This window comes from Variovorax sp. 770b2 (assembly GCF_900115685.1).
Lineage (GTDB): Bacteria > Pseudomonadota > Gammaproteobacteria > Burkholderiales > Burkholderiaceae_C > Variovorax.
Map to the genome: position 1 here is coordinate 2,503,541 of NZ_FOXJ01000001.1, position 21,462 is coordinate 2,525,002.

General features: G+C 67.1%; 21 protein-coding genes and 2 riboswitches. Of the genes, 10 read left to right on the forward strand and 11 right to left on the reverse strand.

All coding sequences use genetic code 11. From position 1 onward, the window contains the following. The first annotated feature begins 23 nt into the window (after positions 1 to 23). From BM133_RS11450 to gcvP, 8 genes are all read left to right on the forward strand, one after another. A complete protein-coding gene (locus BM133_RS11450) occupies positions 24 to 998 on the forward strand; it encodes a TRAP transporter substrate-binding protein (protein ID WP_093433787.1) in 975 nt (324 codons plus the stop codon). A gap of 146 nt (positions 999 to 1,144) precedes the next feature. Beyond that, positions 1,145 to 1,657, forward strand: a complete 513-nt coding sequence (locus tag BM133_RS11455) for a TRAP transporter small permease (protein WP_093433789.1) — start codon at positions 1,145 to 1,147, stop codon at positions 1,655 to 1,657. 11 nt (positions 1,658 to 1,668) lie between these two features. Then, the gene (locus BM133_RS11460) at positions 1,669 to 2,961 is read left to right on the forward strand and encodes a TRAP transporter large permease (protein WP_093433791.1); all 1,293 of its coding nucleotides are present in this window, start codon (positions 1,669 to 1,671) and stop codon (positions 2,959 to 2,961) included. A gap of 88 nt (positions 2,962 to 3,049) precedes the next feature. Then, positions 3,050 to 3,559, forward strand: coding sequence for a L,D-transpeptidase Cds6 family protein (locus tag BM133_RS11465; protein WP_256219140.1), 510 nt, complete (start codon positions 3,050 to 3,052; stop codon positions 3,557 to 3,559). Positions 3,560 to 3,679: 120 nt separating this feature from the next. Further along, positions 3,680 to 4,252 carry a hypothetical protein gene (locus BM133_RS11470; protein WP_093433795.1) on the forward strand — a complete coding sequence of 191 codons (573 nt, stop codon included), beginning with the start codon at positions 3,680 to 3,682 and terminating at the stop codon, positions 4,250 to 4,252. A 43-nt stretch (positions 4,253 to 4,295) separates the two neighbouring features. After that, positions 4,296 to 4,370, forward strand: a riboswitch (glycine riboswitch). Between the two features lie 20 nt (positions 4,371 to 4,390). Next, a riboswitch (glycine riboswitch) is annotated at positions 4,391 to 4,502 on the forward strand. A gap of 47 nt (positions 4,503 to 4,549) precedes the next feature. After that, entirely contained in the window at positions 4,550 to 5,749 is a 1,200-nt protein-coding gene (gcvT, locus tag BM133_RS11475; protein ID WP_371286319.1) for a glycine cleavage system aminomethyltransferase GcvT, read from the forward strand. Between the two features lie 52 nt (positions 5,750 to 5,801). Beyond that, positions 5,802 to 6,173 carry a glycine cleavage system protein GcvH gene (gene gcvH, locus BM133_RS11480; RefSeq protein ID WP_093433797.1) on the forward strand — a complete coding sequence of 124 codons (372 nt, stop codon included), beginning with the start codon at positions 5,802 to 5,804 and terminating at the stop codon, positions 6,171 to 6,173. Between the two features lie 129 nt (positions 6,174 to 6,302). Beyond that, positions 6,303 to 9,218, forward strand: a complete 2,916-nt coding sequence (gene gcvP, locus BM133_RS11485) for an aminomethyl-transferring glycine dehydrogenase (RefSeq protein ID WP_093433800.1) — start codon at positions 6,303 to 6,305, stop codon at positions 9,216 to 9,218. 39 nt (positions 9,219 to 9,257) lie between these two features. Here gcvP and BM133_RS11490 read toward each other — a convergent pair whose 3' ends face one another. The 9 genes from BM133_RS11490 to BM133_RS11530 all read right to left on the reverse strand — a co-directional run bounded on the left by BM133_RS11490 (position 9,258) and on the right by BM133_RS11530 (position 16,028). Next, positions 9,258 to 9,506: a hypothetical protein gene (locus tag BM133_RS11490; protein WP_093433802.1), complete on the reverse strand. Its 249-nt coding sequence runs from the start codon at positions 9,504 to 9,506 to the stop codon at positions 9,258 to 9,260. 117 nt (positions 9,507 to 9,623) lie between these two features. Continuing rightward, positions 9,624 to 10,547, reverse strand: a complete 924-nt coding sequence (locus tag BM133_RS11495) for a DUF3014 domain-containing protein (protein WP_093433804.1) — start codon at positions 10,545 to 10,547, stop codon at positions 9,624 to 9,626. 138 nt (positions 10,548 to 10,685) lie between these two features. Further along, positions 10,686 to 11,354: an alpha/beta hydrolase gene (locus BM133_RS11500; RefSeq protein WP_093433806.1), complete on the reverse strand. Its 669-nt coding sequence runs from the start codon at positions 11,352 to 11,354 to the stop codon at positions 10,686 to 10,688. Positions 11,355 to 11,362: 8 nt separating this feature from the next. Beyond that, complete coding sequence (locus BM133_RS11505; protein WP_093433808.1) at positions 11,363 to 12,415, reverse strand: NAD(P)H-dependent flavin oxidoreductase; 1,053 nt, start codon at positions 12,413 to 12,415, stop codon at positions 11,363 to 11,365. A 96-nt stretch (positions 12,416 to 12,511) separates the two neighbouring features. Beyond that, positions 12,512 to 12,874: a DUF3140 domain-containing protein gene (locus BM133_RS11510; RefSeq protein ID WP_093433810.1), complete on the reverse strand. Its 363-nt coding sequence runs from the start codon at positions 12,872 to 12,874 to the stop codon at positions 12,512 to 12,514. After that, entirely contained in the window at positions 12,867 to 13,079 is a 213-nt protein-coding gene (locus BM133_RS11515) for a hypervirulence associated TUDOR domain-containing protein (protein ID WP_093435267.1), read from the reverse strand. The genes BM133_RS11510 and BM133_RS11515 overlap by 8 nt, the downstream gene beginning before the upstream one ends. Before the next feature lie 107 nt (positions 13,080 to 13,186). Further along, complete coding sequence (locus BM133_RS11520; protein ID WP_093433812.1) at positions 13,187 to 14,044, reverse strand: alpha/beta fold hydrolase; 858 nt, start codon at positions 14,042 to 14,044, stop codon at positions 13,187 to 13,189. A gap of 99 nt (positions 14,045 to 14,143) precedes the next feature. Further along, positions 14,144 to 14,641, reverse strand: coding sequence for a hypothetical protein (locus BM133_RS11525; RefSeq protein ID WP_256219144.1), 498 nt, complete (start codon positions 14,639 to 14,641; stop codon positions 14,144 to 14,146). Positions 14,642 to 14,726: 85 nt separating this feature from the next. Beyond that, the gene (locus BM133_RS11530; protein ID WP_093433814.1) at positions 14,727 to 16,028 is read right to left on the reverse strand and encodes a UDP-N-acetylglucosamine 1-carboxyvinyltransferase; all 1,302 of its coding nucleotides are present in this window, start codon (positions 16,026 to 16,028) and stop codon (positions 14,727 to 14,729) included. Between the two features lie 425 nt (positions 16,029 to 16,453). Between BM133_RS11530 and BM133_RS11535 the strand changes: the two genes are divergently transcribed. Further along, positions 16,454 to 19,453 carry an autotransporter family protein gene (locus BM133_RS11535; protein ID WP_256219145.1) on the forward strand — a complete coding sequence of 1,000 codons (3,000 nt, stop codon included), beginning with the start codon at positions 16,454 to 16,456 and terminating at the stop codon, positions 19,451 to 19,453. Between the two features lie 114 nt (positions 19,454 to 19,567). Beyond that, positions 19,568 to 19,969, forward strand: coding sequence for a RidA family protein (locus BM133_RS11540; RefSeq protein ID WP_093435271.1), 402 nt, complete (start codon positions 19,568 to 19,570; stop codon positions 19,967 to 19,969). Here the strand turns inward: BM133_RS11540 and BM133_RS11545 are convergent. Next, on the reverse strand, positions 19,959 to 20,867 hold the full coding sequence (locus BM133_RS11545) for a LysR family transcriptional regulator (RefSeq protein WP_093433818.1): 909 nt from the start codon (positions 20,865 to 20,867) through the stop codon (positions 19,959 to 19,961). The two genes, BM133_RS11540 and BM133_RS11545, sit on opposite strands and share 11 nt — an antisense overlap. A gap of 84 nt (positions 20,868 to 20,951) precedes the next feature. Next, positions 20,952 to 21,185, reverse strand: coding sequence for a hypothetical protein (locus BM133_RS11550; protein WP_093433820.1), 234 nt, complete (start codon positions 21,183 to 21,185; stop codon positions 20,952 to 20,954). Positions 21,186 to 21,462: the final 277 nt, after the last annotated feature.

Below are 21,462 nucleotides of genomic sequence, written 5' to 3' on the forward strand. Positions count from 1 at the left end.
ACTACATTCCCCCCGGAGACACCATGAAACTCGGCCACATCGCCGCCGCCTGCCTTTCGCTCGCCCTGGGCACGTCCGCCCTTGCACAGCAACCGACGATCCTGAAGATCGGCTACGCGACTTCCAAGGAGTCGCACTACGGCGTAGGTTCCACGGTGTTCTGCGACGAGGTCGAGAAGGGCACGCAAGGCCGCTTCAAGTGCCAGCACTTCGCCAACTCGGCGCTGGGCGGCGAACGCGAGCAGATCGAGGCGATCCAGCTGGGCACGCAGGACCTGGTGAACACCTCCACCGGCCCCGTGGGCAACTTCGTGCCCGAGGTCAAGATCGTCGACATCCCCTTTCTCTTTCGCGACTACGAGCACGCCCGCAAAGTGATGGACGGCCCCATCGGCCAGGACATCCTCACCAAGTTCCCGAGCAAGGGCATCATCGCGCTGGCCTGGACGGAGAACGGCTTCCGTCACATGACCAACAGCAAGCGCGACATCGTCAAGCCCAGCGACGCGGCGGGCCTGAAGATGCGCACCATGGAGAACAAGGTGCACATGGACGGCTACCGCACCTTCGGCATCCTGCCCACGCCCATGGCCTTCCCCGAACTCTTCGGCGCGCTGCAGCAGGGCACGGTCGACGGGCAGGAGAACCCGATTCCGGTGATCCTGGCGTCCAAGTTCTCGCAGGTGCAAAAGCACCTCTCGCTCACCGGCCACGTGTATTCGCCCGCGCTGCTGCTGCTCTCACCGAAGGTGTGGAACAAGCTCTCGGATGCCGACAAGAAGGTCTTCGTCGATGCCGCCAAGAAGGCGGCCGTGGCCCAGCGCAAGAAGGTCAACGACGACGAGAACAACGGCATCGCCCAGCTCGAGAAGGACGGCATGAAGGTCACCAAGGTCGTGGACGGCGCCGCCTTCCGCGAGGCGCTGAAGCCGGCCTATGCGGGCTACGCCAAGGAGTTCGGCGCGGACAACATCAAGAAGATCACGGACGTCCAGTAAGCCTGCACGACCAGACCGCAACCGTTCACGCTGAACCCACCCCAACCGTTCACGCTGAGCCTGTCGAAGCGCCGCGCAAGGCTTCGACAAGCTCAGCCCGAACGGTTTTTTTGCTTTGCTTCCTGTTAGAACCGAGAACAACAAACGTGCAAGCCTTCGAGCGCTACTTTCTCGCCGCCAACCGCTGGGCGCTGATTCTTCTGCTGGCCGCCATGTCGGTCATCATCTTCACCAACGTCGTCATGCGCTACACCACGAGCAATTCGCTCGAGTGGGCCGAAGAGGTGTCGCGCCACATGATGATCTGGCTCACGTTCCTCGGGGCCGGTCCGGTGCTGCGCTACGGCGGCCACATCGCGGTGGAGAACCTGCAGGACGCGCTGCCGCGCGCGGGCGCCATCGCGGTGCGCGCCTTCGTCGCCGCGCTGCTCTTTGCCTTCTTCGGCTTCATGGTCTGGTACGGGTGGCTGTACATGCAGCGCACGATGTTCCAGCTCACGGCCGTGACGCAGATTCCCTTTGCCTACATCTACAGCGCGATGCTGTTCGGCGGGCTGCTCCTGATCGTGCACTGGCTGCTGGTGGTGCGGGGCTACGTGCTGCGGCGCGAGTTCGCCTCCGACGCCCACTTCGATGCCAACGCCTCGGCGTCGCTGTAAGGAGAACGACCATGGATGCCAGCATCGTTCTCATCGTCTCGGCCTGCATTTTCCTGGCCATCGGCGTGCCCGTGGCCTTTGCGCTCGGGCTGTCCACCGTCACCACGCTCATCCTTGCGGAGAACTATCCGCTGATGGTGCTCCTGAAGGAAACCTTCACCGGCATCGACAGCTTTCCGCTGATGGCCGTGCCCTTCTTCATCCTGGCGGCCGAGCTCATGAGCGGCGGCTCGCTCACCGAGGTGCTCTTGCGCTTCGCGGGCCAGTTCGTGGGCCACCGGCGCGGGGGCCTGGGCTACACCAACGTGGTGTCGCTCACCTTCTTCTCGGGCATCTCGGGCTCGGCGCTGGCCGATGCGGCCGGGCCGGGGTCGATGCTCATCAAGATGATGGACAAGGCCGGCTACGACCGCTCGTACGCGGCGGCGCTCACGGCCTCCACGGCCATCGTGGGGCCGATCATTCCGCCCTCGATCATCATGATCATCTACGCGCTGCAGGACGAGAGCGTGTCGGTGGGCACGCTGTTCGCGGCCGGCATTTTTCCGGGCATCCTGATCGCGGTGGCGATGTGCGTGGTGAACTTCCACGTCTCCAAGAAGCGCAACTACAAGGGCGACGGGCAGACGCCGCCGCTGCGCGAGATCCTCGTCACCACCTGGAAGGCGATTCCCGCGATCCTCTTGCCGGTGGTCATCCTGGGCGGCATGCGTGCCGGCTGGTTCACGCCGACCGAGGCCTCGGTGGTGGCGGTGTTCTACGCGCTGGTGTGCGGCAAGTTCGTCTACCGCACGCTCGAGTGGAAGATGCTGCCCGACATCCTCTCGCGCTCGGCCCTGCTGTCGGCCTCGGTGCTGATCATCATCGGCCTGTCGGCCTCGTTCGCGTGGGTGCTGACCATCGAGGGCATTCCGCAGCAGATGGCCGAATGGCTCATCAGCATGAACCTCTCGCCGTGGATGTTCCTCATCATCGTCAACGTGTTCCTCTTGCTGTTCGGCATCTTCATCGAGCCGCTGCCGGGGGTGATGGTGCTGGCGCCGATCCTGGCGCCCGTGGCGATCAAGCTGGGCGTGGACCCGGTGCACTTCGCGATGATCGTGATCTTCAACCTCACGCTCGGCATGATCACGCCGCCGGTGGGCGGGCTCTTGTTCGTGACCTGCAACGTGTCGAAGGTGCCGATGTCGGCACTGGTGAAGGAGCTGGTGCCGTTCCTGTGGGCGCACGGCGCGGTGCTGATGATCCTCACCTTCGTGCCGGCGCTGAGCACCTGGCTGCCGCGGGCGCTCGGGTTCAAGTAGCGGGGCCATGCGCAGGGTTCTGCTCCTGCAACCGTTCGCTGCCAGAATCGGCGCCACGCCAACAACCGACACCCGAGGGAACCGCTCCATGAACCGACTCGTCATCTGCCTGCTCGCCGCAGGGCTGCTGTCCACGGCCGCACTGGCCGCTGCGCCTTCCGCATCGCCACCCGCATCGGCCGCATCGGCACCTGCAGCGGCTGCAGCTCCCGCCCCCACGCCGACGCCTGCGGCCGCTGCTGCAGCAGCACCCTCCGCCGGCATCGCCGAAGTCGAAACCGCCGTGCGCGCCTGGGCCGCGGCCTGGTCCGCGCGCGACGTGGATCGCTACCTCGCGGCCTACGCCCCCGACTTCACGCCCGCCAGGAAGCAGGACAGGAAGCGCTGGGAAGCCGAGCGGCGCACCCGCATCGCGAACAAGTCGGCGATCAGCGTGACGGTGGACGACCTGGTCATCAGCGTCAGCGGCCAGACCGCGAGCGCGCGCTTCAAGCAGCTCTACAGCGCCGACAAGCTCAAGAGCACCGACCGCAAGACCCTGGAGCTGCAGCGCGTGGGCGACAAGTGGCTCATCCGCAAGGAAAGCACCGGCGCCTGAAGATTCGAGCGTCCGACAGCGCGGCGGCGGTGATTCTTCCTGTAAGTCAAACAGGTTCATGAAGATGTCACCGCCTGCAACGATGCTGCAGCCTTCGATCTTTCGAAAGCTGTGGCCGCCATGTTTCCCACCAAGACCGACAAGGCACGCGACGAACTCCAGGCGGGGCAGCGCACGCTCAGCCAGCGTGAACGCGCGCTGCTGCTGATGGCCGACGGCCGGCGCTCGCTGACCGACTTCAGCCCGCTGTTCGCGAACCGCATCGAGGCGGAGCAGGCGATCCAGGCGCTGGTGAGCAAGGGGTATCTGCAGGATGCGCAGGCGGTGGCCGCGGCCAAGGCCCAGGCGATGGCAACTGCAGCGGCTGCTGCCCCCGCCGCGCCGCCCACGCCGATGCCCGCGGCGGAACCGATCCAGCTCACCGCCACCGCCGACAACTTCGACGGCAAGCGCTCGCTGGCCACCACGCGGATGTTCCTGTTCGACATCTGCGAGCGCATGTTCGTGCGCCGCGATCCCAAGTTCGCCCTGCAGATGCGCGACGCCCTGCGCGAGGCCCGCGACCGCGAGGCGATGCTGACCATCGCCGCGCTGATGCTCAGCGAGATCGAGAAGACGGCGGGTGTGGAGCGGGCCGAATCGCTGCGCGAGCGCATCGAGCGGCTGCTGCCGCCAGCCGAAATCGTGCACTGACCCCACGCGTTCTGGGCCCGCTCGATCCACTACACTCGGCGGGGTCAGGAGAGAGCCCCGCGCGACGGGGCCGCCGAAGGCGCAGGGAACCCCCGAACGCTCAGGCAAAAGGACTGACAAGACGCCGGTGCACACCGGCGTTTCCTTGCTGGAGAGAGGCCGTTGCAGGCATGCATTGCACCGGCCCACCGAAGGAGCAAACCCCGATCGTGGGGCGAATCTCTCAGGTAAAGCGGACAGCAGGGGTGGCCCATGGCGTTGCAGCCATGGATTTCGACTGCCCCTTTGGAGTGCCCCGTGGCTGCTTCTTCCGCTTCCGATACCGCAGGTATCCCAGGTGCCCCAGGCACCCAACTTCTCAAGACGCCGCTGCACGACCTCCACGTGGAGCTCGGCGCCCGCATGGTGCCCTTCGCGGGCTATTCCATGCCCGTGCAGTACCCCGCGGGCCTCATGGCCGAGCACAAGCACACGCGCGATGCGGCAGGCCTCTTCGATATTTCCCACATGGGCCAGCTGCGCCTCGTCGGCCCCGACGCAGCCGCTGCCTTCGAAACCCTGATGCCCGTCGACGTGATCGACCTGCCCGCCGGCAAGCAGCGCTACGGCCTCCTGCTGAACGACGAGGGCGGCATCCTGGACGACCTGATGTTCTTCAACGAAGGCCACGGCTCGCTCTTCGTGATCGTGAACGGCGCCTGCAAGGTCGACGACATCGCGCACATCCAGCAGAAGATCGGCGCGCGCTGCGAGGTGCAGCCGCTGCCCGACCACGCCCTCCTCGCGCTGCAAGGCCCGCAGGCCGCGGCCACGCTGGCGCGCCTGTCGCCCGGCATCGAGCGCTTCGTGTTCATGACGGGCGGTGCGGTGCAGATCGGCGGCATCGCCGCCTTCGTCACCCGCAGCGGCTACACGGGCGAAGACGGCTTCGAAATTTCCGTGGCCGGCAAGGACGCCGACGCCCTCGCCCGCCTGCTGCTGGCCCAGCCCGAGGTCAAGCCCATTGGCCTCGGCGCCCGCAACTCGCTGCGGCTCGAAGCGGGCCTGTGCCTCTACGGCAACGACATCGACACCACCACCACGCCGGTCGAGGCTTCGCTCAACTGGGCGATGCAGAAGGTGCGCCGCACGGGCGGCGCGCGCGAAGGCGGCTTTCCGGGCGCGGCCAAGATCCTTGCCCAACTCACGGCCGCGGCCGTCGGCGCCGCGGGCCACACCGACCACGACACCTTGAAGCGCAAGCGCGTCGGCCTCGTGGCGCTGGAGCGCATTCCGGTGCGCGACGGCACGGTGCTGCAATCCTTCGAAGGGCAGGACATCGGCATCGTCACGAGCGGCCTGCTCGGCCCGAGCGCCGACCGCTGCGTCGCGATGGGCTACGTGGCCACCGCTTTCTCGGAGCCCGGCACGCGCGTGCAGGCCATCGTGCGCGGCAAGCCGGTGCCGATGGAAGTCTCGACCATGCCCTTTGTGCCGACTCGCTACTACCGCGGCTAGGCTCCGGGCCTCGATTCCCCCGATCATCATTTTTTCCACGAGGAGTTTCCCCATGAGCATCAAGTACACCAAGGACCACGAGTGGGTCTCGGCCGAAGGCGGCGCCGCCACCGTCGGCATCACCGTGCACGCGCAGGACGCGCTGGGCGACGTCGTGTTCGTCGACCTGCCCGAAGTCGGCAAGACCTTCGCGCAGGGCGAAGTCGCCGGTGTCGTCGAATCGGTGAAGGCCGCGGCCGACGTGTTCATGCCCGTCTCGGGCGAGATCACCGAAGTGAACGAAGCGCTGCGCGCCGACCCTTCGCTCGCCAACACCGACCCGCTGGCCACCGGCTGGTTCTTCAAGGTCAAGCTGAGCGAGCCCGCGCAACTCGACGCGCTGCTCGACGCTGCCACCTACGACAAGTTCGCCGCCGAATCCTGAAAATGCTTGCCCCTCGGCTTGCCACTTCGTGTGCCTCGCCCTTCCCCATGGGGAAGGCGCGGCCCGCCTTGGGGCGGCCCGGCGGCGACCGCTGAGCCTCTCTTCTTTTTTTACGCCGATATCACCGCCATGCCGATTCCCGCCCTTCCCTCTTTGCAAGAACTAGAGAACGCCGAAGAATTCCTCGCCCGCCACATCGGCATCGATGCGGCGGACGAGGCGCGCATGCTGCCGGTGATCGGCTCGGCAACGCGGGCGGAGCTCATCGACGGCATCGTGCCCGCGGCCATCCGCCGTGCAAAGCCGATGCGCCTGCCGGCCCCGGTGACCGAGGCCGATGCACTGGCCGAGCTGAAGGCGATGGCGTCCAAGAACAAGGTGTTCAGGAACTTCATCGGCCAGGGCTACTACGGCACGCACACGCCGGGCGTCATCCTGCGCAACGTGCTGGAGAACCCCGCCTGGTACACCGCCTACACGCCCTACCAGGCCGAGATTTCGCAGGGCCGCATGGAGGCTCTGCTCAACTTCCAGACGATGGTGTGCGACCTCACGGGCATGGCCATCGCCAATGCGTCGATGCTGGACGAAGCCACGGCCGCGGCCGAGGCGATGACGCTGGCCAAGCGCAGCGTCAAGAGCAAGAGCAACGTGTTCCTGGTGTCGGGCGACTGCCATCCGCAGACCATCGAGGTCATCAGGACGCGCGCCGCGCCGCTGGGCATCCAGGTCAAGGTGAGCACCGTCTCCGAGACGCTGCCGCACCTGATGGCCAGCTGCGAATTCTTCGGCGTGCTCGCGCAGTACCCCGCCACCACCGGCCACGTGCACGACCTGCGCCCGCTCGCGGGCCACGCCCATCAATGCGACGCCGCCTTCTGCGTGGCGGCCGACCTGCTCGCGCTCACGCTGCTCGCGCCGCCCGGCGAATGGGACGCCGACATCGTCTGCGGCACTACGCAGCGCTTCGGCATGCCGCTGTGCAACGGCGGCCCGCACGCCGCGTACCTGGCCTGCCGCGATTCGTTCAAGCGCTCGCTGCCGGGGCGCCTCGTGGGCGTGAGCGTCGACAGCCACGGCCAGCCCGCCTACCGCCTCGCGCTGCAGACGCGCGAGCAGCACATCCGCCGCGAGAAGGCCACCTCCAACATCTGTACCGCGCAGGTGCTGCCGGCCGTGGTGGCCAGCATGTACGCCGTGTACCACGGGCCCGATGGGCTCACGCGCATCGCGCAGCGCGTGGCGGCGCTCACGGCCATCCTCTCGAAGGGCCTGTCGCAGATGGGCCGCGAGCCGGTCAACACCACCGCGTTCGACTCGCTCACGATCCGCACCGGCGACGACACCGCCGCGATCATCGAGCGCGCGCAAGCCGGCGGCGTCAACCTGCGCCAGCGGCTGCAGCAGCACCTGGGCATCTCGCTGGACGAGACCACCACGCGCGCCGACATCGAAACGCTCTGGGCCCTGTTCGGGCCCAGCGGCACGCCGATGCCGCGCTTCGACGACCTGGCCGCCCACACGACGCCGCTCATTCCCGAAGACCTGCGCCGCGCGAGCGCCTTCCTCACGCACCCGGTGTTCAACACCCACAAGAGCGAGACCGCGATGCTGCGCTACATCCGCAGCCTCTCGGACAAGGACCTTGCGCTGGACCGCAGCATGATCCCTCTGGGCAGCTGCACCATGAAGCTCAACGCGACCAGCGAGATGATCCCCATCACTTGGCCCGAGTTCGCGAACATCCACCCCTTCGCGCCCGCCGAACAGCAGCTGGGCTACGCGCAGCTCGACGCGCAACTGCGCGCGTGGCTCTGCGAGGCGACCGGCTACGCGGGCATCAGCCTGCAGCCCAACGCGGGCTCGCAGGGCGAGTACGCGGGCCTCCTGGCCATCAGGTCGTTCCACGAAGCCAAGGGCCAGGGCCACCGCAACATCTGCCTGATTCCCTCGTCGGCGCACGGCACCAACCCCGCGAGCGCGCAAATGGTCGGCCTGCAGGTGGTGGTGACGGCCTGCGACGCGCAAGGCAACGTCGACATGGATGACTTGAAGCGCGCCTGCGAGAAGCACAGCGACAAGCTGGCCGCGGTGATGATCACCTACCCCAGCACGCACGGCGTGTTCGAGACGCGCGTGAAAGAGCTCTGCGAGCTCGTGCACGAACACGGCGGCCGCGTGTACGTCGACGGCGCCAACATGAACGCGCTGGTCGGCGTGGCCGCGCCGGGCGAATTCGGCGGCGACGTGAGCCACCTGAACCTGCACAAGACTTTCTGCATCCCGCACGGCGGCGGCGGGCCGGGCGTGGGTCCGGTGTGCGTGGTCGAAGACCTGGTGCCCTACCTGCCGGGCCATGCGACGGCCGGCGTCGCATCGAACGGCGTGGGCGCCGTGTCGGCCGCGCCGCTGGGCAACGCGGCCGTGCTGCCTATCAGCTGGATGTACTGCCGCATGATGGGCGCCAAGGGCCTGCAGGCCGCGACCGAAACCGCCATCCTCAGCGCCAACTACATCAGCGCGCGCCTGAAGGACCACTACCCCACGCTGTACGCGAGCCCCAACGGGCACGTCGCGCACGAGTGCATCCTCGACCTGCGCCCGTTGAAGGACACGAGCGGCGTCACCGCCGAGGACGTTGCCAAGCGCCTCATCGACTACGGCTTCCACGCCCCCACGCTGAGCTTCCCCGTGCCCGGCACGCTGATGGTCGAGCCGACCGAGAGCGAACCGCTGGCCGAACTGGACCGCTTCATCGACGCGATGATCGCGATCCGCGGCGAGATCCGCCGCATCGAGGAAGGCGTGTGGCCCCAGGAAGACAACCCGCTCAAGCACGCACCGCACACCGCGGCCAGCCTGCTGGGCACCGAATGGGACCACCCGTACGCGCGCGAACTCGGCGCCTTCCCGCTGGCCGAACTCAAGAAGGCCAAGTACTGGCCGCCGATCGGCCGCGTGGACAACGTCTACGGCGACCGCAACCTGTTCTGCAGCTGCGTGCCGGTGGGCGAGTACGAGGAAACCGAAGGGGCCCGAGGCTGAACGCGCGGGCGCCGCGGCGCTTTCTACAGTTCCTGCCGGTCAGCCTTCGCGACGGTACATCGACCACTTCACGGTGAGGATGTCCGCCGCGATCTTCGCGGCATTCACGCCCGCGTAGGTCTCGGACGGATTGAATTCGAAAGCCTCCTGGTACCGCTTGACCTGCGCGTAGTCGCGGTCGAAGGTCATCGGGCCCATGAGCTCCGCGGGATCGACGCCCGCAGGCAGCGCGAGGAATTTCTCCGGATCGGTGGCACTCTGGTAGAGGTCGACGCTCATCGGGTTCATATGCTTGTCCTCGAAATTTGAGAACAGATAGTCCCCGGCCCCGGCGCCGCGCGCAATCGGCCCGCGCCTACACGGCGCGCCGGATCGGGGCTCACGGCCCCTCTCTTGCCCTCTGCTTCAGGGCTGCTTCTTCTTGGCCAGTTCGCCCGTGGCAATCTGCTGGCGGAAACCGCGCAGGCTGGCCTTCACCTTGCGCTCGTTCTCCGGCCCCATGCGCACCATGATCTTCTGGCCCGAGGACATCGCCTCCAGCTTCGCGTCGACGTACTCGTAGCGCACCCACGGCCGCTGCGAAGGCACGTCGCCCTTCACCTCGACCAGCCGCACCTGCACCGGGCCGCCGGGCTCGGGCGCCTGCAGCAGGTGATCGATCACCGCGATGAGCCGGTCGTTGAAGTAGCGGCCCGGAAAGCCCAGCTCTTCATACGCCTTCTGGAACAGCGGATAGAGCTTGGCGTACACCGTCGCCGCCTTGGCCGGATCGACCGTCTCGGCGAGCAGCACGATGCCGTTGTAGCGCGCCGCATTGTTCGCGGCGATGGTCTGCGTGCCGCCCTGCTGCGGCCCGTCGGTGATGAAGCGCTGCCCCGTGGGCTGCACCGGCCAGGCGCTGGCGGGCGCCTGCTCGCGCGCGAGGTTGTCGACCGTGGCCACGAAGCGCCGCACGATGCCGTCCGGGCGCAGGTAGGCCGAGGCGTTCTTGCCGCCGAGGAGCTCGCTCAACGCCTTCATCACGCGCGAATCGGATTCCGCCAGCGCCGGCAGCGCGGCATCGGGCGGCGCGAGCGCATCGACGGGGTTCTGCGGGCCCGTGGGCTCCGCGGCGGGCGCCGGCGCGGGGCCGTCGTTCGGCGCGGCGGCCACCGGCGCGGGCTCGGGGGGCTTTTGCTGTTGCTGCTGGTACCAGCGCCAGCCGAAGAACGCGGCCGCCAGCACCACGAGGCCGATGACGACGAGCATGCCGATCGGCGTCTCGCGGCGGGGTCTGAATTCGGGGGCGTCCCGGGAGCCTGGGGAGTCCGAGGATGGGTTGTCGGTCATGGCGGCACGTTCCTTTTTGCTGAAGGCTGTGTGATGCAACAGGTCGGCCGATGTTGCATCAATCGGCGCGCCGTCACGCCACAAGCTCGTAACGCCTTGTGACGCGTTGCGAGCCGAGGTGCCCGTCCGCGCGAAGTTTCAGGCCGGCGCGCTGAGCGACTGCAGCCACGCGAGCGTGCCCTGCAGCTCGGCCGGACGGATCTCGTGCGCGCCCGGAAAGTCGGAGCCCGACAGCGCCAGCGGCAGCGTGCGCGCAAGCTCACGCGTGGCCTGCGCCGCACCCGGTGGAATCACGTTGTCGGCGCTGCCGTGGCTCACCCACAGCGCCTTGCCCTCGAAGGCCTCGGCGGGCGCGATGTGCGGCACCACCTGCGCCAGCAGCCGGCTGTGCCACACCAGCGCGGCGCGCAGCTTCGCGGGCTGCGTGAGCAGGAGCGACAGCGCCATGATCCCGCCCTGGCTGAAGCCCCCCACCACGATGCGCTCGGGCGGCACGCCCAGTTGCTGCGCGGCCGAGTCGATCATCTCGCCGACCAGGAAGCGGCTCTCGCGTTCCTGCTCTTCGTCGATGTGGCGCTCGCCGTTGGGCAGCACCTCGAACTCGAACCATGCATAGGCATCGGGCGACAGCACATACGGCGCGCGCAGGCTCAGCACGTGGAACTGCGGCGGCATCAGCCGCGCGAGGCCGAACAGGTCCTGCTCGTTGCTGCCGACGCCGTGCATCAGCACCAGCAGCCAGGGCTCGCGGACGCTGGCCTGTGCGCTGTGTTCGAGAAACTTGAGGGGGAGATGGAGCTGGGTCATGAAGTGGTTCAGAGGGATGCGTGAAAACCTTGCGCGAGCGCGCGCGTGACTTCGGCCGACGACACCTCGCGGCAGCCGGCGGCGTTCTGCCCCGACCAGAGCGGGGAGAAGTCGCCGCTGCCCTTCGCCTCGGCCTTGGCGCGCAGCGGCGCGATGCCCGAAGTGGCGAGCGGAAACTCGGGCGCCGCGGCGCCGATGGGCCCCAGCTCGCGCATCACGCGATTGACGATGCCGCGCGCCGGCCGGCCGGTGAAGAGATTGGTGAGCGCGGTGTGGCGGGCGGCTTCGCTCTTGAGCGCCGCGCGGTGGATCGCGCTGGTCGTGGCCTCGGGCGTCAGCATGTAGGCGGTGCCCACCTGCACGCCCGCGGCGCCCAGGGCCATGGCCGCGGCCACGCCGCTCGCATCGGCGATGCCGCCGGCCGCGATCACCGGCACCTTCACCGCGCGCACCAACTGCGGCAGCAAGGCGAAGGTGCCGAGCTGCTTGGTCAAGTCGTGCGAGAGGAAGTGCCCGCGATGGCCGCCTGCCTCGAGCCCCTGCGCAATCACCGCATCGGCGCCATGCGCTTCGAGCCACAGCGCCTCTTCGACCGTGGTGGCAGAAGCCAGCACCTTCGCGCCCCAGCCATGCACCCGCGCGAGCAGTTCCGCGGGCGGCAAACCGAAATGAAAGCTCACCACCGGCGGCTTGAACTCGGCCAGCAGATCGGCCACCTCGGCGCTGAAGGGATTGCGCCCCGGGCCAGTGGGAATGCTCGCCGCATCGATGCCGAATTCGGCGTAGTACGGCGCCAGCGCAGCGCGCCACGTGGCCTCGCGCTCGGTGCTCGGCACGGGCGGCGTGTGGCAGAAGAAGTTGACGTTGTAGGGCCTGTCGGTGCCCGCGCGGATGGCCGCGAGTTCGCTGCGCATCACGTCGGGGCTCAGCATCGCGCAGGGCAGCGAGCCGAGCCCGCCTGCGTTGCTCACCGCGATGGCCATCGCGCTGACCTGGATGCCGGCCATCGGCGCCTGGATGAGGGGAAGTTCGGTGCCGAGAATCTGCTGCAGCGTGGCCATTCGGGTGCTCCTTCTTGATCGGATGCCGCGATTGTCCCGCCAAGCCGGGCGGCGCTGCGCCCGCGGGGTCATCGCAAGGCACGGCGATCACGCGGCTCACTTGCCCGACGCATGCTTGGGATCATGCCCCCAGTTCATCAACGAGTAGCGCCACGGCGTCTCGGTCACGTCGCCCTCGGGCCGCTGGGCCAGGTGGCGCTTGACGTAGCCGACCACCTTGCGCATGTGCGCGATGTCGCCGGCGGTGAACTCGCCGCGGGCCTTCGCGAGCAGGCGCACGATGCGCCGCCCCGAGCGATGGCCGACCGACTCGCCGCCCTCTGCGCCCTTGAAGCCGACGGCGCGGGAGTCGTCGGTGTCGAGCCAGTCGCCCAGCTGCCGCGGCGACATGTTGACCGCGCGCTTGAACGCGCGCACAACGTCCGCATCGGCCGTGGCGGGAGTGCGTGCGCTAGCCATTTTTCTGAAGCGCACCTGCCTTGTGGATCGCCTTCTTGCCCGACTTGCCGCTCTTGACCTCGAACTCGGGATGGGCCTTCGTCGCCTTGGCGGTGTGCCCCTTCACGCTCGCGGTGCCCGTCACCTTGCGGGTCACCACGCCCGTGGTCTTTCCCTGGGAGGTGCTCCAGGCGACCTTGTCGCCCACCTTCGGTTCGCTCTTCATGTGCATGGCCCCGTGGAAGTCTGCGAATGGCCCAGTCTCTGCAGGCACGCGCGACGACGGCGTCGCGATGGCCGACGAAAAGCGTAGGACGGTGCCGTCACCGGGGATCAAGTTCGCGTCACGAAATCTGCGATCAGCGCCGCGCAGCGTTCGCCATGTGTCTCCAGCAACAGGTGCGGTCCGTCGAGCACATGCGCTTCCATGCGCGGCAGGTCCTGCAGCCACGAGACGATTTCGGCGCAGTCGAAGAAGCTGTCGTGCCGGCCCCAGAGCATGAGCGCTGGCGGTTGGTGCTCGCGCAGGTACCGGCTGATGTCATCGAAGCGCGCGGCGTAGTTGCCGTAGTCCTTCACCAGCGCGCGCTGCACGTCCAGGTGACCGGGGCGGCTCAACATGCGCCAGTCCTCGTCCCAGTCGTCCGGGGAGATGCGTGCGGCGATGTCCTCCGGGATGTCGCCGATGTACTGGTAGCACACGCCCTCGAAAGTGAGATGGGCGGTGGCGGCCTTCTCGTTCTCTTTCGAAGGCGCATGCCAGTAGTCGATGGTGTCCTTCCACGCCGGCCCCCAGCCGGTGGCGTGCGCGTTGGCGTTCTGCACGATCAGGCCGCGCACGCGGCGCGGATCGCGCATCGCCAGGTCGAGCGCGACGGGCGCGCCGTAGTCGTGCACGTAGAGAAACACGCTCGCGACGCCGAGCTTTTCGAGCAGGCCTTCGACGAGGTCGGCGAAGCGCGTAAAACTGGGCTCGGCGATGAGATCGGTCGCGCCGGAACCGGGCATGTCGGGCGCGATCACGAAGCATGTGTCCGACAGGTGCGTGGCGAGGCGCTCGAACGTGCGCGCGGAATTCGGGAAGCCATGCAGGAGCAAGACCGCCGGGTTGCGGCGGTCGCCGGCCACGATGGTGGAGACGCCGCAGCCGTCGATATCGAAGCGGTCACGACGGGCCAAGTGGGCATTCATGTCGGCGTTCTCCTTGATTCATCGATCCAGGGACGCCAGCGTGACCGCTTCGGGCCGCGCGCGATGTCGGACGCTTGCGCGCCCCGATGCAAGCCGCGCTCAGCGCGGCGCGCCGAAATCCTTCAGCTTGAAATCCGTCTCGTCCTTGTAGCCATACAGGCGGCACGCGGCGCGAAAGTCTTCCGCGGAGAACCCCGTCCAGGCGTAGTTGCGCACGTTGCGCCCCGTCGCGCGGTTCTGCACGTAGAACGACAGCGTCGCCTTCGACTCGGAGAGGCTGATCGTCTTGTGCAGGTTCGGCACGAACTTGAATTGCTGGGCGTCGAAGGTCTTGGCAAAACCCAGCGCCGTGCGCACGACGATGCGCTCCGGGGTGAACTCGAACTTCGACGCGAAGAGATAGTCGCGGCGAAGCAGCACGACAAGCACGAGCCCCAGCCCGATCGTCGCCGCATAGAACAGCGGCGAATTGATCGTCCGGTCCACCAGGAACCGGTACGCGTAGTTGAAGACCAGCGAGGCCAGCCCGACCATCAACACCAGCTGCCCGACCTGGCTGAGCAGCCACTTGGGCTTGTTCGATACCGAAACGATCACAATCTCTCCCTCCCTCGATGCTTGTTGTTGAAACCCATGCGGCAGCAATGGCAGCGTGCAAGCCGCCTCGCGCCCTCTCCCCGGCTCACTCTTCGCTCGTCCACTCCACCTGCACGCCCAGGCTGCGCAGGTTCTCCACGAAGCGCGGATGCGCGCGGCGGATCGGCGTCGCGTTGCGGATTTCCGAACGCCCTTCGATGCTCGCGGCCACCATGAAGAGCGCGATCGCCACGCGGATGATGTACGGGCTCTCGACCACCGCCGGCGTCAGCGGATTGCCGCCGAAGGTGATGAGCCGGTGCGGGTCCGACGAGAACACGTGCGCGCCGAACTTGGAGAGCTCGCCCGTCCAGCCCAGTGCGCCGTCGTACACCTTGTTCCAGAACATCGCGTTGCCCTCGGCGCGCACGCCCAGCGCAATGAAGATGGGCAGCAGGTCCACCGGAAAGTAGGGCCACGGCGCCGCCTCGACCTTGGTGAGCACGTTGCTCGTGAACGGCGTCTGCACCTTCAGCGGACCGGTGCGGATGGCGCGCGACCAGCCGTCCGCATGCTCGATGCGCACGCCGAATTTGGCGAAGGTGCGGTCCAGCAGCGGAAAGTTCGAGGGCGCGCTGTTGCGCACGATCACGTCGCCGTTTGTGATGGCGCCGAGCGCGAGGAACGTCGTGATCTCGTGGAAGTCTTCGTCGAAGCGGAACTCGCCGCCCGTGAGTGCGCTGCCGCCATGCACCGTCACGCGCGAGGTGCCGATGCCCTCGATGCGCACGCCGATCATCGCCATGAAGCGGCAGAACTCCTGCACGTGCGGCTCCGAGGCGGCGTTGGTGAGCGTGGAGGTGCCGTCGGCCGCGGCCGCGCACAGCACGAAGTTCTCGGTGGTGGTGACCGAGGCGTAGTCCAGCCAGTGGTCGGTGGGCACGAGGCGCCCGGCGCTGCGCACCAGCAGCGACCCCTCGGTGCGCTCCACCTTGCCGCCGAAGCGCTGGAACACCTCCACGTGCGGATCGATCTCGCGCACGCCCAGCGTGCAGCCCTTGACGTTGTCTTCCAGCCGCGCCACGCCAAAGCGCGCGAGCAGCGGCGGCACCAGCATGATCGACGAACGCATCTCCTCGGGCAGGCGATGCAGCGCGGCGTCGAACGCGGTCTCGCGGTGGTGCAGCGCGAGCGTGCCGGTGGCGTGGTCCATCTGCACGTCGCTTCCGAGGGTGCGGAAGATGTCCAGGATCTTGCGCACGTCGGTGATGTCGGGCACGCCGAGCAATCGCAGCGGCTCGTTGGTGAGCAAGGTGGCGCAGAGCACCGGCAGCACGGCGTTCTTGTTGGCGGAGGGGGTGATGCGGCCGCGAAGCGGCGTGCCGCCGTGCACGATGAGGTTGGACATGGAGGTGCGGAAAGAGCGGAGGAGCGGAAGAGCGAAAGGCGAGCGGGAAAACCGGGGAGCCCTGGGGCGGGAAAGGGTCGCGGACCGTCCGCAACCGGGTGACGGGACTTTAGCTGCGGCGGATGGCGGCTTCGCGCCGGGAAGTTGTAAGAACTTGGCCGCCGCGGAGCAATCGGCGCTGTCTCGCCCTGCCAACAGCGACAAATTCGGGGAAATGTCTCATCGCCTTGACATGCGACAAGTTGTACGATTTCGTATCTCTTGTCACAAGTCAATACATTTTCATGCCCACCTTCAATGAAAACAGGCGGACCGCGCGCGCCGCGCAGCCACGCTCGAACGTCCCACGCCGAGCCGCCGCCCGTCCCCTGTTTGCATCGTCGGCCACGGCGCTTGCGGTCGCCCTGCTCGCCGCGGCGCCGCAGATGGCAAGTGCCGCCAACGAGTGCGGAGCGGAGGCCCCGGGGCAGGACACCCTCACCTGCGCGGCCGTGGGCTATCCCCTCGGAATCACGTACGCCGCATCCAACGGATTGACGCTCACCCTGGACGAGGCGGCCATGGTCGTCAGAGGCACAGGCGTCCTGCTGCAAACGCTCATCGGCCCGATAGCCCCCGAGCTGACCGTCAATGTGACGAACGTCAACTCGATCACCTCCAGCGGCACGGCGGTGTCGGTCGTCAACCAAGCGGTCGGCGGGTTTGCCGCCATCAACATCGACGACGGAACGATCATCTCGACCGGCGCGGCCACCAACGCCGTCAATGCAAACGGTGGCGCCTCGGGCGCCAATGCCCAGGTGACGTTGAACGGCGGGCAGATCGTGAATATCAGCGGGGGCGGCGGGATCGGCGCGCAGACGGCCGGCACCAACGGGACCGGGAACGCAACCATCGTGATCAACGCGGGCTCGGTACAAGCGTCCAGTTCCGGCGCGATCGCGTCGATCTCCGGCCCCAACCACACGGGTACGGCACGCATTGCCATGAACGGCGGTTCCATCTTCTCCGTGGGGTCGAGCGCACTGGCGGCGACCACCACCGGCAAGGGCCTGGCGCAGGTGCAGATGACGGGCGGCACCGTCGCCACCACCGGCGCCAACGGGGATGGCATCTTCGCGTCGAGCAAGGCCGGCACCTACGCGGTGGACGTGAGCGGGGGCACCGTCGGCGGCGGTGCCGGATTCGGCGCGGCGATCCACACCTCCGCCGCCGCCGGCGGCACGGTCAACATCGGCGCGGGCGCCGTCGTCAACGCCGGCGCCTCCGGCGTCGCGCTGCGCGATGGCGACGCCAACCGCGACGGCGTCGACGAAATCAACGGCAACGCGACCATCACCACCGCCGGCACGCTCAACGGCGCCGTGCTGCTGGGCGGCGGCACCGACACGCTCAACATCGCGGGCGGCGCGATCAACGGCAGCATTTCCGGCGACGGTGCCGACACGCTCAACTTCAACCTCGGCGCGGGCAGCTTCGTGCACGGCGCGGCCTTCGCCATCGGCGGCATGAACGCCGTGGTCATGAACTCGGGCACCGTGCAGCTGGACAGCACCCTCGCCGGCAACACGCTGACCGTGAACGGCGGCACCCTCGTGCTCGGCGGCGCCAACAGCTACACGGGCGGCACGTTCCTGAACGGCGGCGTGCTGTCGGTGTCCAGCGACGCCAACCTCGGCGACGCAGCCGGCGCGCTCGATTTCGACGGCGGCACGCTGCGCAACTCGGCCGATTTCGCGACGGCGCGCACCGTGGTGCTCGGCGCCGGCGGCGGCACCTTCCAGGCCGATGCCAACCTCGCGGTGTCCAGCGGCATCACGGGCGCGGGGAGCCTTGCCAAGACCGGCGGCGGCACGCTCACGCTCTCGGGGACCAACACCTACGGCGGCTCCACGAATGTGGCGCAGGGCACGCTGCGCGCTGGCGCGGCCAACGCCTTCAGCGCAGCGTCGGCGCACAACGTGGCAGCCGGCGCGACGCTCGATCTCGCGGGCTTCAGCCAGGCGGTCGCATCGCTGGCCAACAGCGGCACCGTCTCGCTCGTGGGCGCTACCGCGGGCACGACGTTGACGGTCAACGGCAACTACGTCGGCAACAACGGTGTGCTGAAGATCGGCACCGCGCTGAACGCCTCCGGCCCCTCGGACCGGCTCGTGATCGACGGCGGCGCGGCCACCGGCAAGACCAGCGTGCAGGTCACCAACCTGGGCGGCCTGGGCGCGCTCACGAGTGGCAACGGCATCGAAGTGATCACCGCACAGAACGGCGCGACGACCACCGCGCAGACGACGAAAGATGCGTTCGCGCTGGCCGGCGGCCACGTGGATGCCGGCGCCTACGAATACCGCCTGTACGCGGCCGATGCGACCGGCGCGGGCGAGAACTGGTTCCTGCGCTCGACCACCAACGCCGTCACGCCACCAACGACGCCGGGCGTGCCCGGCATTCCGGTCATCACCTACCGCGCCGAAGCCTCGCTCTACGCGGCGCTGCCGAGCCAGCTGCGCCAAGGCAATCTCGCGATGCTCGGCGACCTGCGCAAGCGCGTGGGCGATGACGATGTGAAGGGCACGGCATCGACCCCGACCGGATCGGACCGCCGCGCCTGGGCGCGCGTGCTCTCGACCGACATCGACATCCAGCAAGGCGGCACCGTGTCGCCGACGAGCAAGGGACGCCTCACGGGCTTCCAGGCCGGCACCGACCTCCTGGCCACGCCGAACTGGCGCGCCGGCCTCTATGTCGGCCAGCTCGATGGCGATGCGACCGTCAACGGCTTCGCCAGCGGCGTGAGCAACCTGCGCACCGGCCGCAACGACCTGCGCAGCCAGTACGTGGGCGTCTACGGCACCTACACCGCCGACAGCGGCCTGTACGCCGACGTCGTGGTGCAGTCGGGCCGTCATCGCTACACGGTCGAGCCGATGTTCGGCGGCGGCGTCGGTGGCAAGGGCAACAGCTTGCTGGGGTCCATTGAAGTCGGCCAAGCCTTTGCACTCGGCGCCAGCGGCTGGAGCATCGAACCGCAACTGCAACTGATCCACCAGCACATGGACCTGAGCGACGCCGCCATCCTCGGCGCGGTCGTGCAGCCCGATGCCGACAGCGGCTGGATCGCGCGCGCCGGCGTTCGCGTCAAGGGCCAGGTCGACACCGCCATGGGCGCGCTGCAGCCTTACGGCCGCTTCAACGTCTACAAGACCTCCAGCGGCACCGACGTGGCGCGCTTCCTCAACGGCGCGACGCGCACCGACATCGCAGCGCCCACCGGCGGCACGAGCACCGAGCTGGCCGGCGGCTTCACGCTGGCGCTCGGCCAGACGACCAGCCTCTACGGCGAAATCGGCAAGCTGTGGTCCTCGGGCGGCGATGCCAAGGTCAAGAGCTCGATCAACGGCTCGCTGGGTGTTCGCGTGAAGTGGTGATGGCCCGGACTGTCCATACACATGGACAGTCATGGCAAGAATTCGGGCTGTTTATTCTTTTCTCACCCCCATATTATTGGCATCTGATTGATGCCATTGATATTGGAAATAAAAGTGAGCAAACCCGAATTCTTCGTCACTCCCGGCTATGGAAACAAATTCCTGGACAGCCTGCATTATTCGCAAGCCGTCAAAATAGACAATCGCGTGGAAACGTCAGGCCAGGGCGGCTGGAATGACGACCTGCAATTCCCCGAATCGCTCGAAGATGAAATTGCGCAGGCATTCAAGAATGTCGAGCGAACGCTCGCGACCGCTGGCGCCAGCTGGGCGGATGTCGTTCACGTCAATTCGTACCACGTGGGTGGATTTCCTGCAGAGGTCAATGAGACGATGGCCAAGCTCTATCGCCAATACATGCCGGACCATGCGCCCATCTGGACGGAATTGGGTGTCGAGGCTCTCGGGCATCCAGCCATGCGCATCGAAATTCGCGTGACTGCAATTATTCCGTGACAGGCAAATCGCTTCCGAACTTTTGAATCACCCAATCGACGAATACCTTCAACCTGGCGTTCTGGTGCCGGTTGGGCGGATAAAGAATATGGAAAGGCATGGCGGGCCTGGACCAATCTTCCAGAACCGGCACCAATTCGCCGGCATCGATAGAAGGCTGGACGATGCGCCTGAAATGCTGCCCGACGCCCAGGCCGGCGAGCAGCATCTCCCTCAGGCCATTGCCTTCGTTGGTCGAGAATACGCAATTCCCGATTTCGAACCGCTCGGCGCCGCGCTCGAAAATCAATAGTTCCGACTTTCCGGTGGCCGCAAAGAAATAACACGCTGCGGCGTGATTCAATTGCAAATCGCCGGGAGAAGACGGAATTCCCTTGCGGGCCAGATAGGCCGGCGACGCGCAGGTCACGTAATTCAGCTCGGTCACCTTTCGCCCGATCATCGCCATATCGTCGAGCTTGCCAGCGCGGATGACGCAATCCACGCCCTCTTCCACGATATTCAATGGACGATCGCTGATTCCCAATGCAATGGTGATATCGGGATATTTGCCATGAAATTCCGCCAATGCGGGAATCAGCAGGCCACTCGCGAATGCGGCCGGCGCATCGATTCTCAAATGCCCACTGGGTTCGAGCTTGTTGCCCCGCACCGCGCTTTCCACCGAATCCATTTCGGCAATCCAGCGCATAGCGTGTTCGTAATACGCCAGCCCGTCGGACGTGGGCGCCACCGCGCGCGTGGTCCGCTGCATCAATTTGATGCCCAGGTGCTTTTCAAGATCGGTAATCAGCTTGCTGACGGTCGAGCGCGGAAGCGCCAATTGGTCGGAGGTCCGGCTGAAGGAGCCGGTTTCCACGACCCGCACGAAAGCCCGCATGGCCAGGAGTTGGTTCATCGCCCGCCTGTTGCATTGTTCACAGGCCTGCACAGTACCTCATCGGCGGGGAGACTCAGGGCGCGACAGGAAAGCGTTGGAGATTCACCGGGCTTGCCATTCGGTCATCCACGACTCGACGCGCGACCTCACGCGCCGCAGGGCCTCGGTGCGGTCGTTCGCGAGGCTGGCCAGGGTGAGATGGCACATGTCCACGCCGTGGCGCTGCAGCAGGCCGATGCCGCCGAAATCGCCGTCCGCGTTCCGGCTCAGGCGAAGCTCGAAAGCCCAGCCGACCGGCAGCAGCGGGCCGCATTCAAGTCCCAGGTCTGTGTCCAAGAAGTCCCTTTTGCCGTCCGTCGGATGGCTGCAGCCAGCATAGGCCCCGGGACGTGGCACGCCCGGGGAGAAACCCTTCCCTGGCCGCGCATTGCCGCTTGCCGGAATTTCTTGCGGACAGTTGTCCGTCTCTTCGCGGGCCTCGCCTCTGGCCTGTAAGGCTGTTCCGTTGCGACGGGGTCCCTTTGAGAATAGATTCACCCGGGGGTGATTATTTTTCCATCTGAAGCCGGCAGCTTGATATGAATCTCGGCCGCAACCTCAGGTTCGTCACGGC

Coding starts and splice junctions, on each gene's coding strand:
- BM133_RS11450 (WP_093433787.1), top strand. CDS start 24: ATGAAACTCGGCCACATCGCCGCCGCCTGCCTTTCGCTCGCCCTGGGC.
- BM133_RS11460 (WP_093433791.1), top strand. CDS start 1,669: ATGGATGCCAGCATCGTTCTCATCGTCTCGGCCTGCATTTTCCTGGCC.
- BM133_RS11465 (WP_256219140.1), top strand. CDS start 3,050: ATGAACCGACTCGTCATCTGCCTGCTCGCCGCAGGGCTGCTGTCCACG.
- BM133_RS11470 (WP_093433795.1), top strand. CDS start 3,680: ATGTTTCCCACCAAGACCGACAAGGCACGCGACGAACTCCAGGCGGGG.
- gcvH (WP_093433797.1), top strand. CDS start 5,802: ATGAGCATCAAGTACACCAAGGACCACGAGTGGGTCTCGGCCGAAGGC.
- gcvP (WP_093433800.1), top strand. CDS start 6,303: ATGCCGATTCCCGCCCTTCCCTCTTTGCAAGAACTAGAGAACGCCGAA.
- BM133_RS11490 (WP_093433802.1), bottom strand. CDS start 9,506: ATGAACCCGATGAGCGTCGACCTCTACCAGAGTGCCACCGATCCGGAG.
- BM133_RS11495 (WP_093433804.1), bottom strand. CDS start 10,547: ATGACCGACAACCCATCCTCGGACTCCCCAGGCTCCCGGGACGCCCCC.
- BM133_RS11500 (WP_093433806.1), bottom strand. CDS start 11,354: ATGACCCAGCTCCATCTCCCCCTCAAGTTTCTCGAACACAGCGCACAG.
- BM133_RS11505 (WP_093433808.1), bottom strand. CDS start 12,415: ATGGCCACGCTGCAGCAGATTCTCGGCACCGAACTTCCCCTCATCCAG.
- BM133_RS11510 (WP_093433810.1), bottom strand. CDS start 12,874: ATGGCTAGCGCACGCACTCCCGCCACGGCCGATGCGGACGTTGTGCGC.
- BM133_RS11515 (WP_093435267.1), bottom strand. CDS start 13,079: ATGAAGAGCGAACCGAAGGTGGGCGACAAGGTCGCCTGGAGCACCTCC.
- BM133_RS11520 (WP_093433812.1), bottom strand. CDS start 14,044: ATGAATGCCCACTTGGCCCGTCGTGACCGCTTCGATATCGACGGCTGC.
- BM133_RS11530 (WP_093433814.1), bottom strand. CDS start 16,028: ATGTCCAACCTCATCGTGCACGGCGGCACGCCGCTTCGCGGCCGCATC.
- BM133_RS11535 (WP_256219145.1), top strand. CDS start 16,454: ATGGCAAGTGCCGCCAACGAGTGCGGAGCGGAGGCCCCGGGGCAGGAC.
- BM133_RS11545 (WP_093433818.1), bottom strand. CDS start 20,867: ATGAACCAACTCCTGGCCATGCGGGCTTTCGTGCGGGTCGTGGAAACC.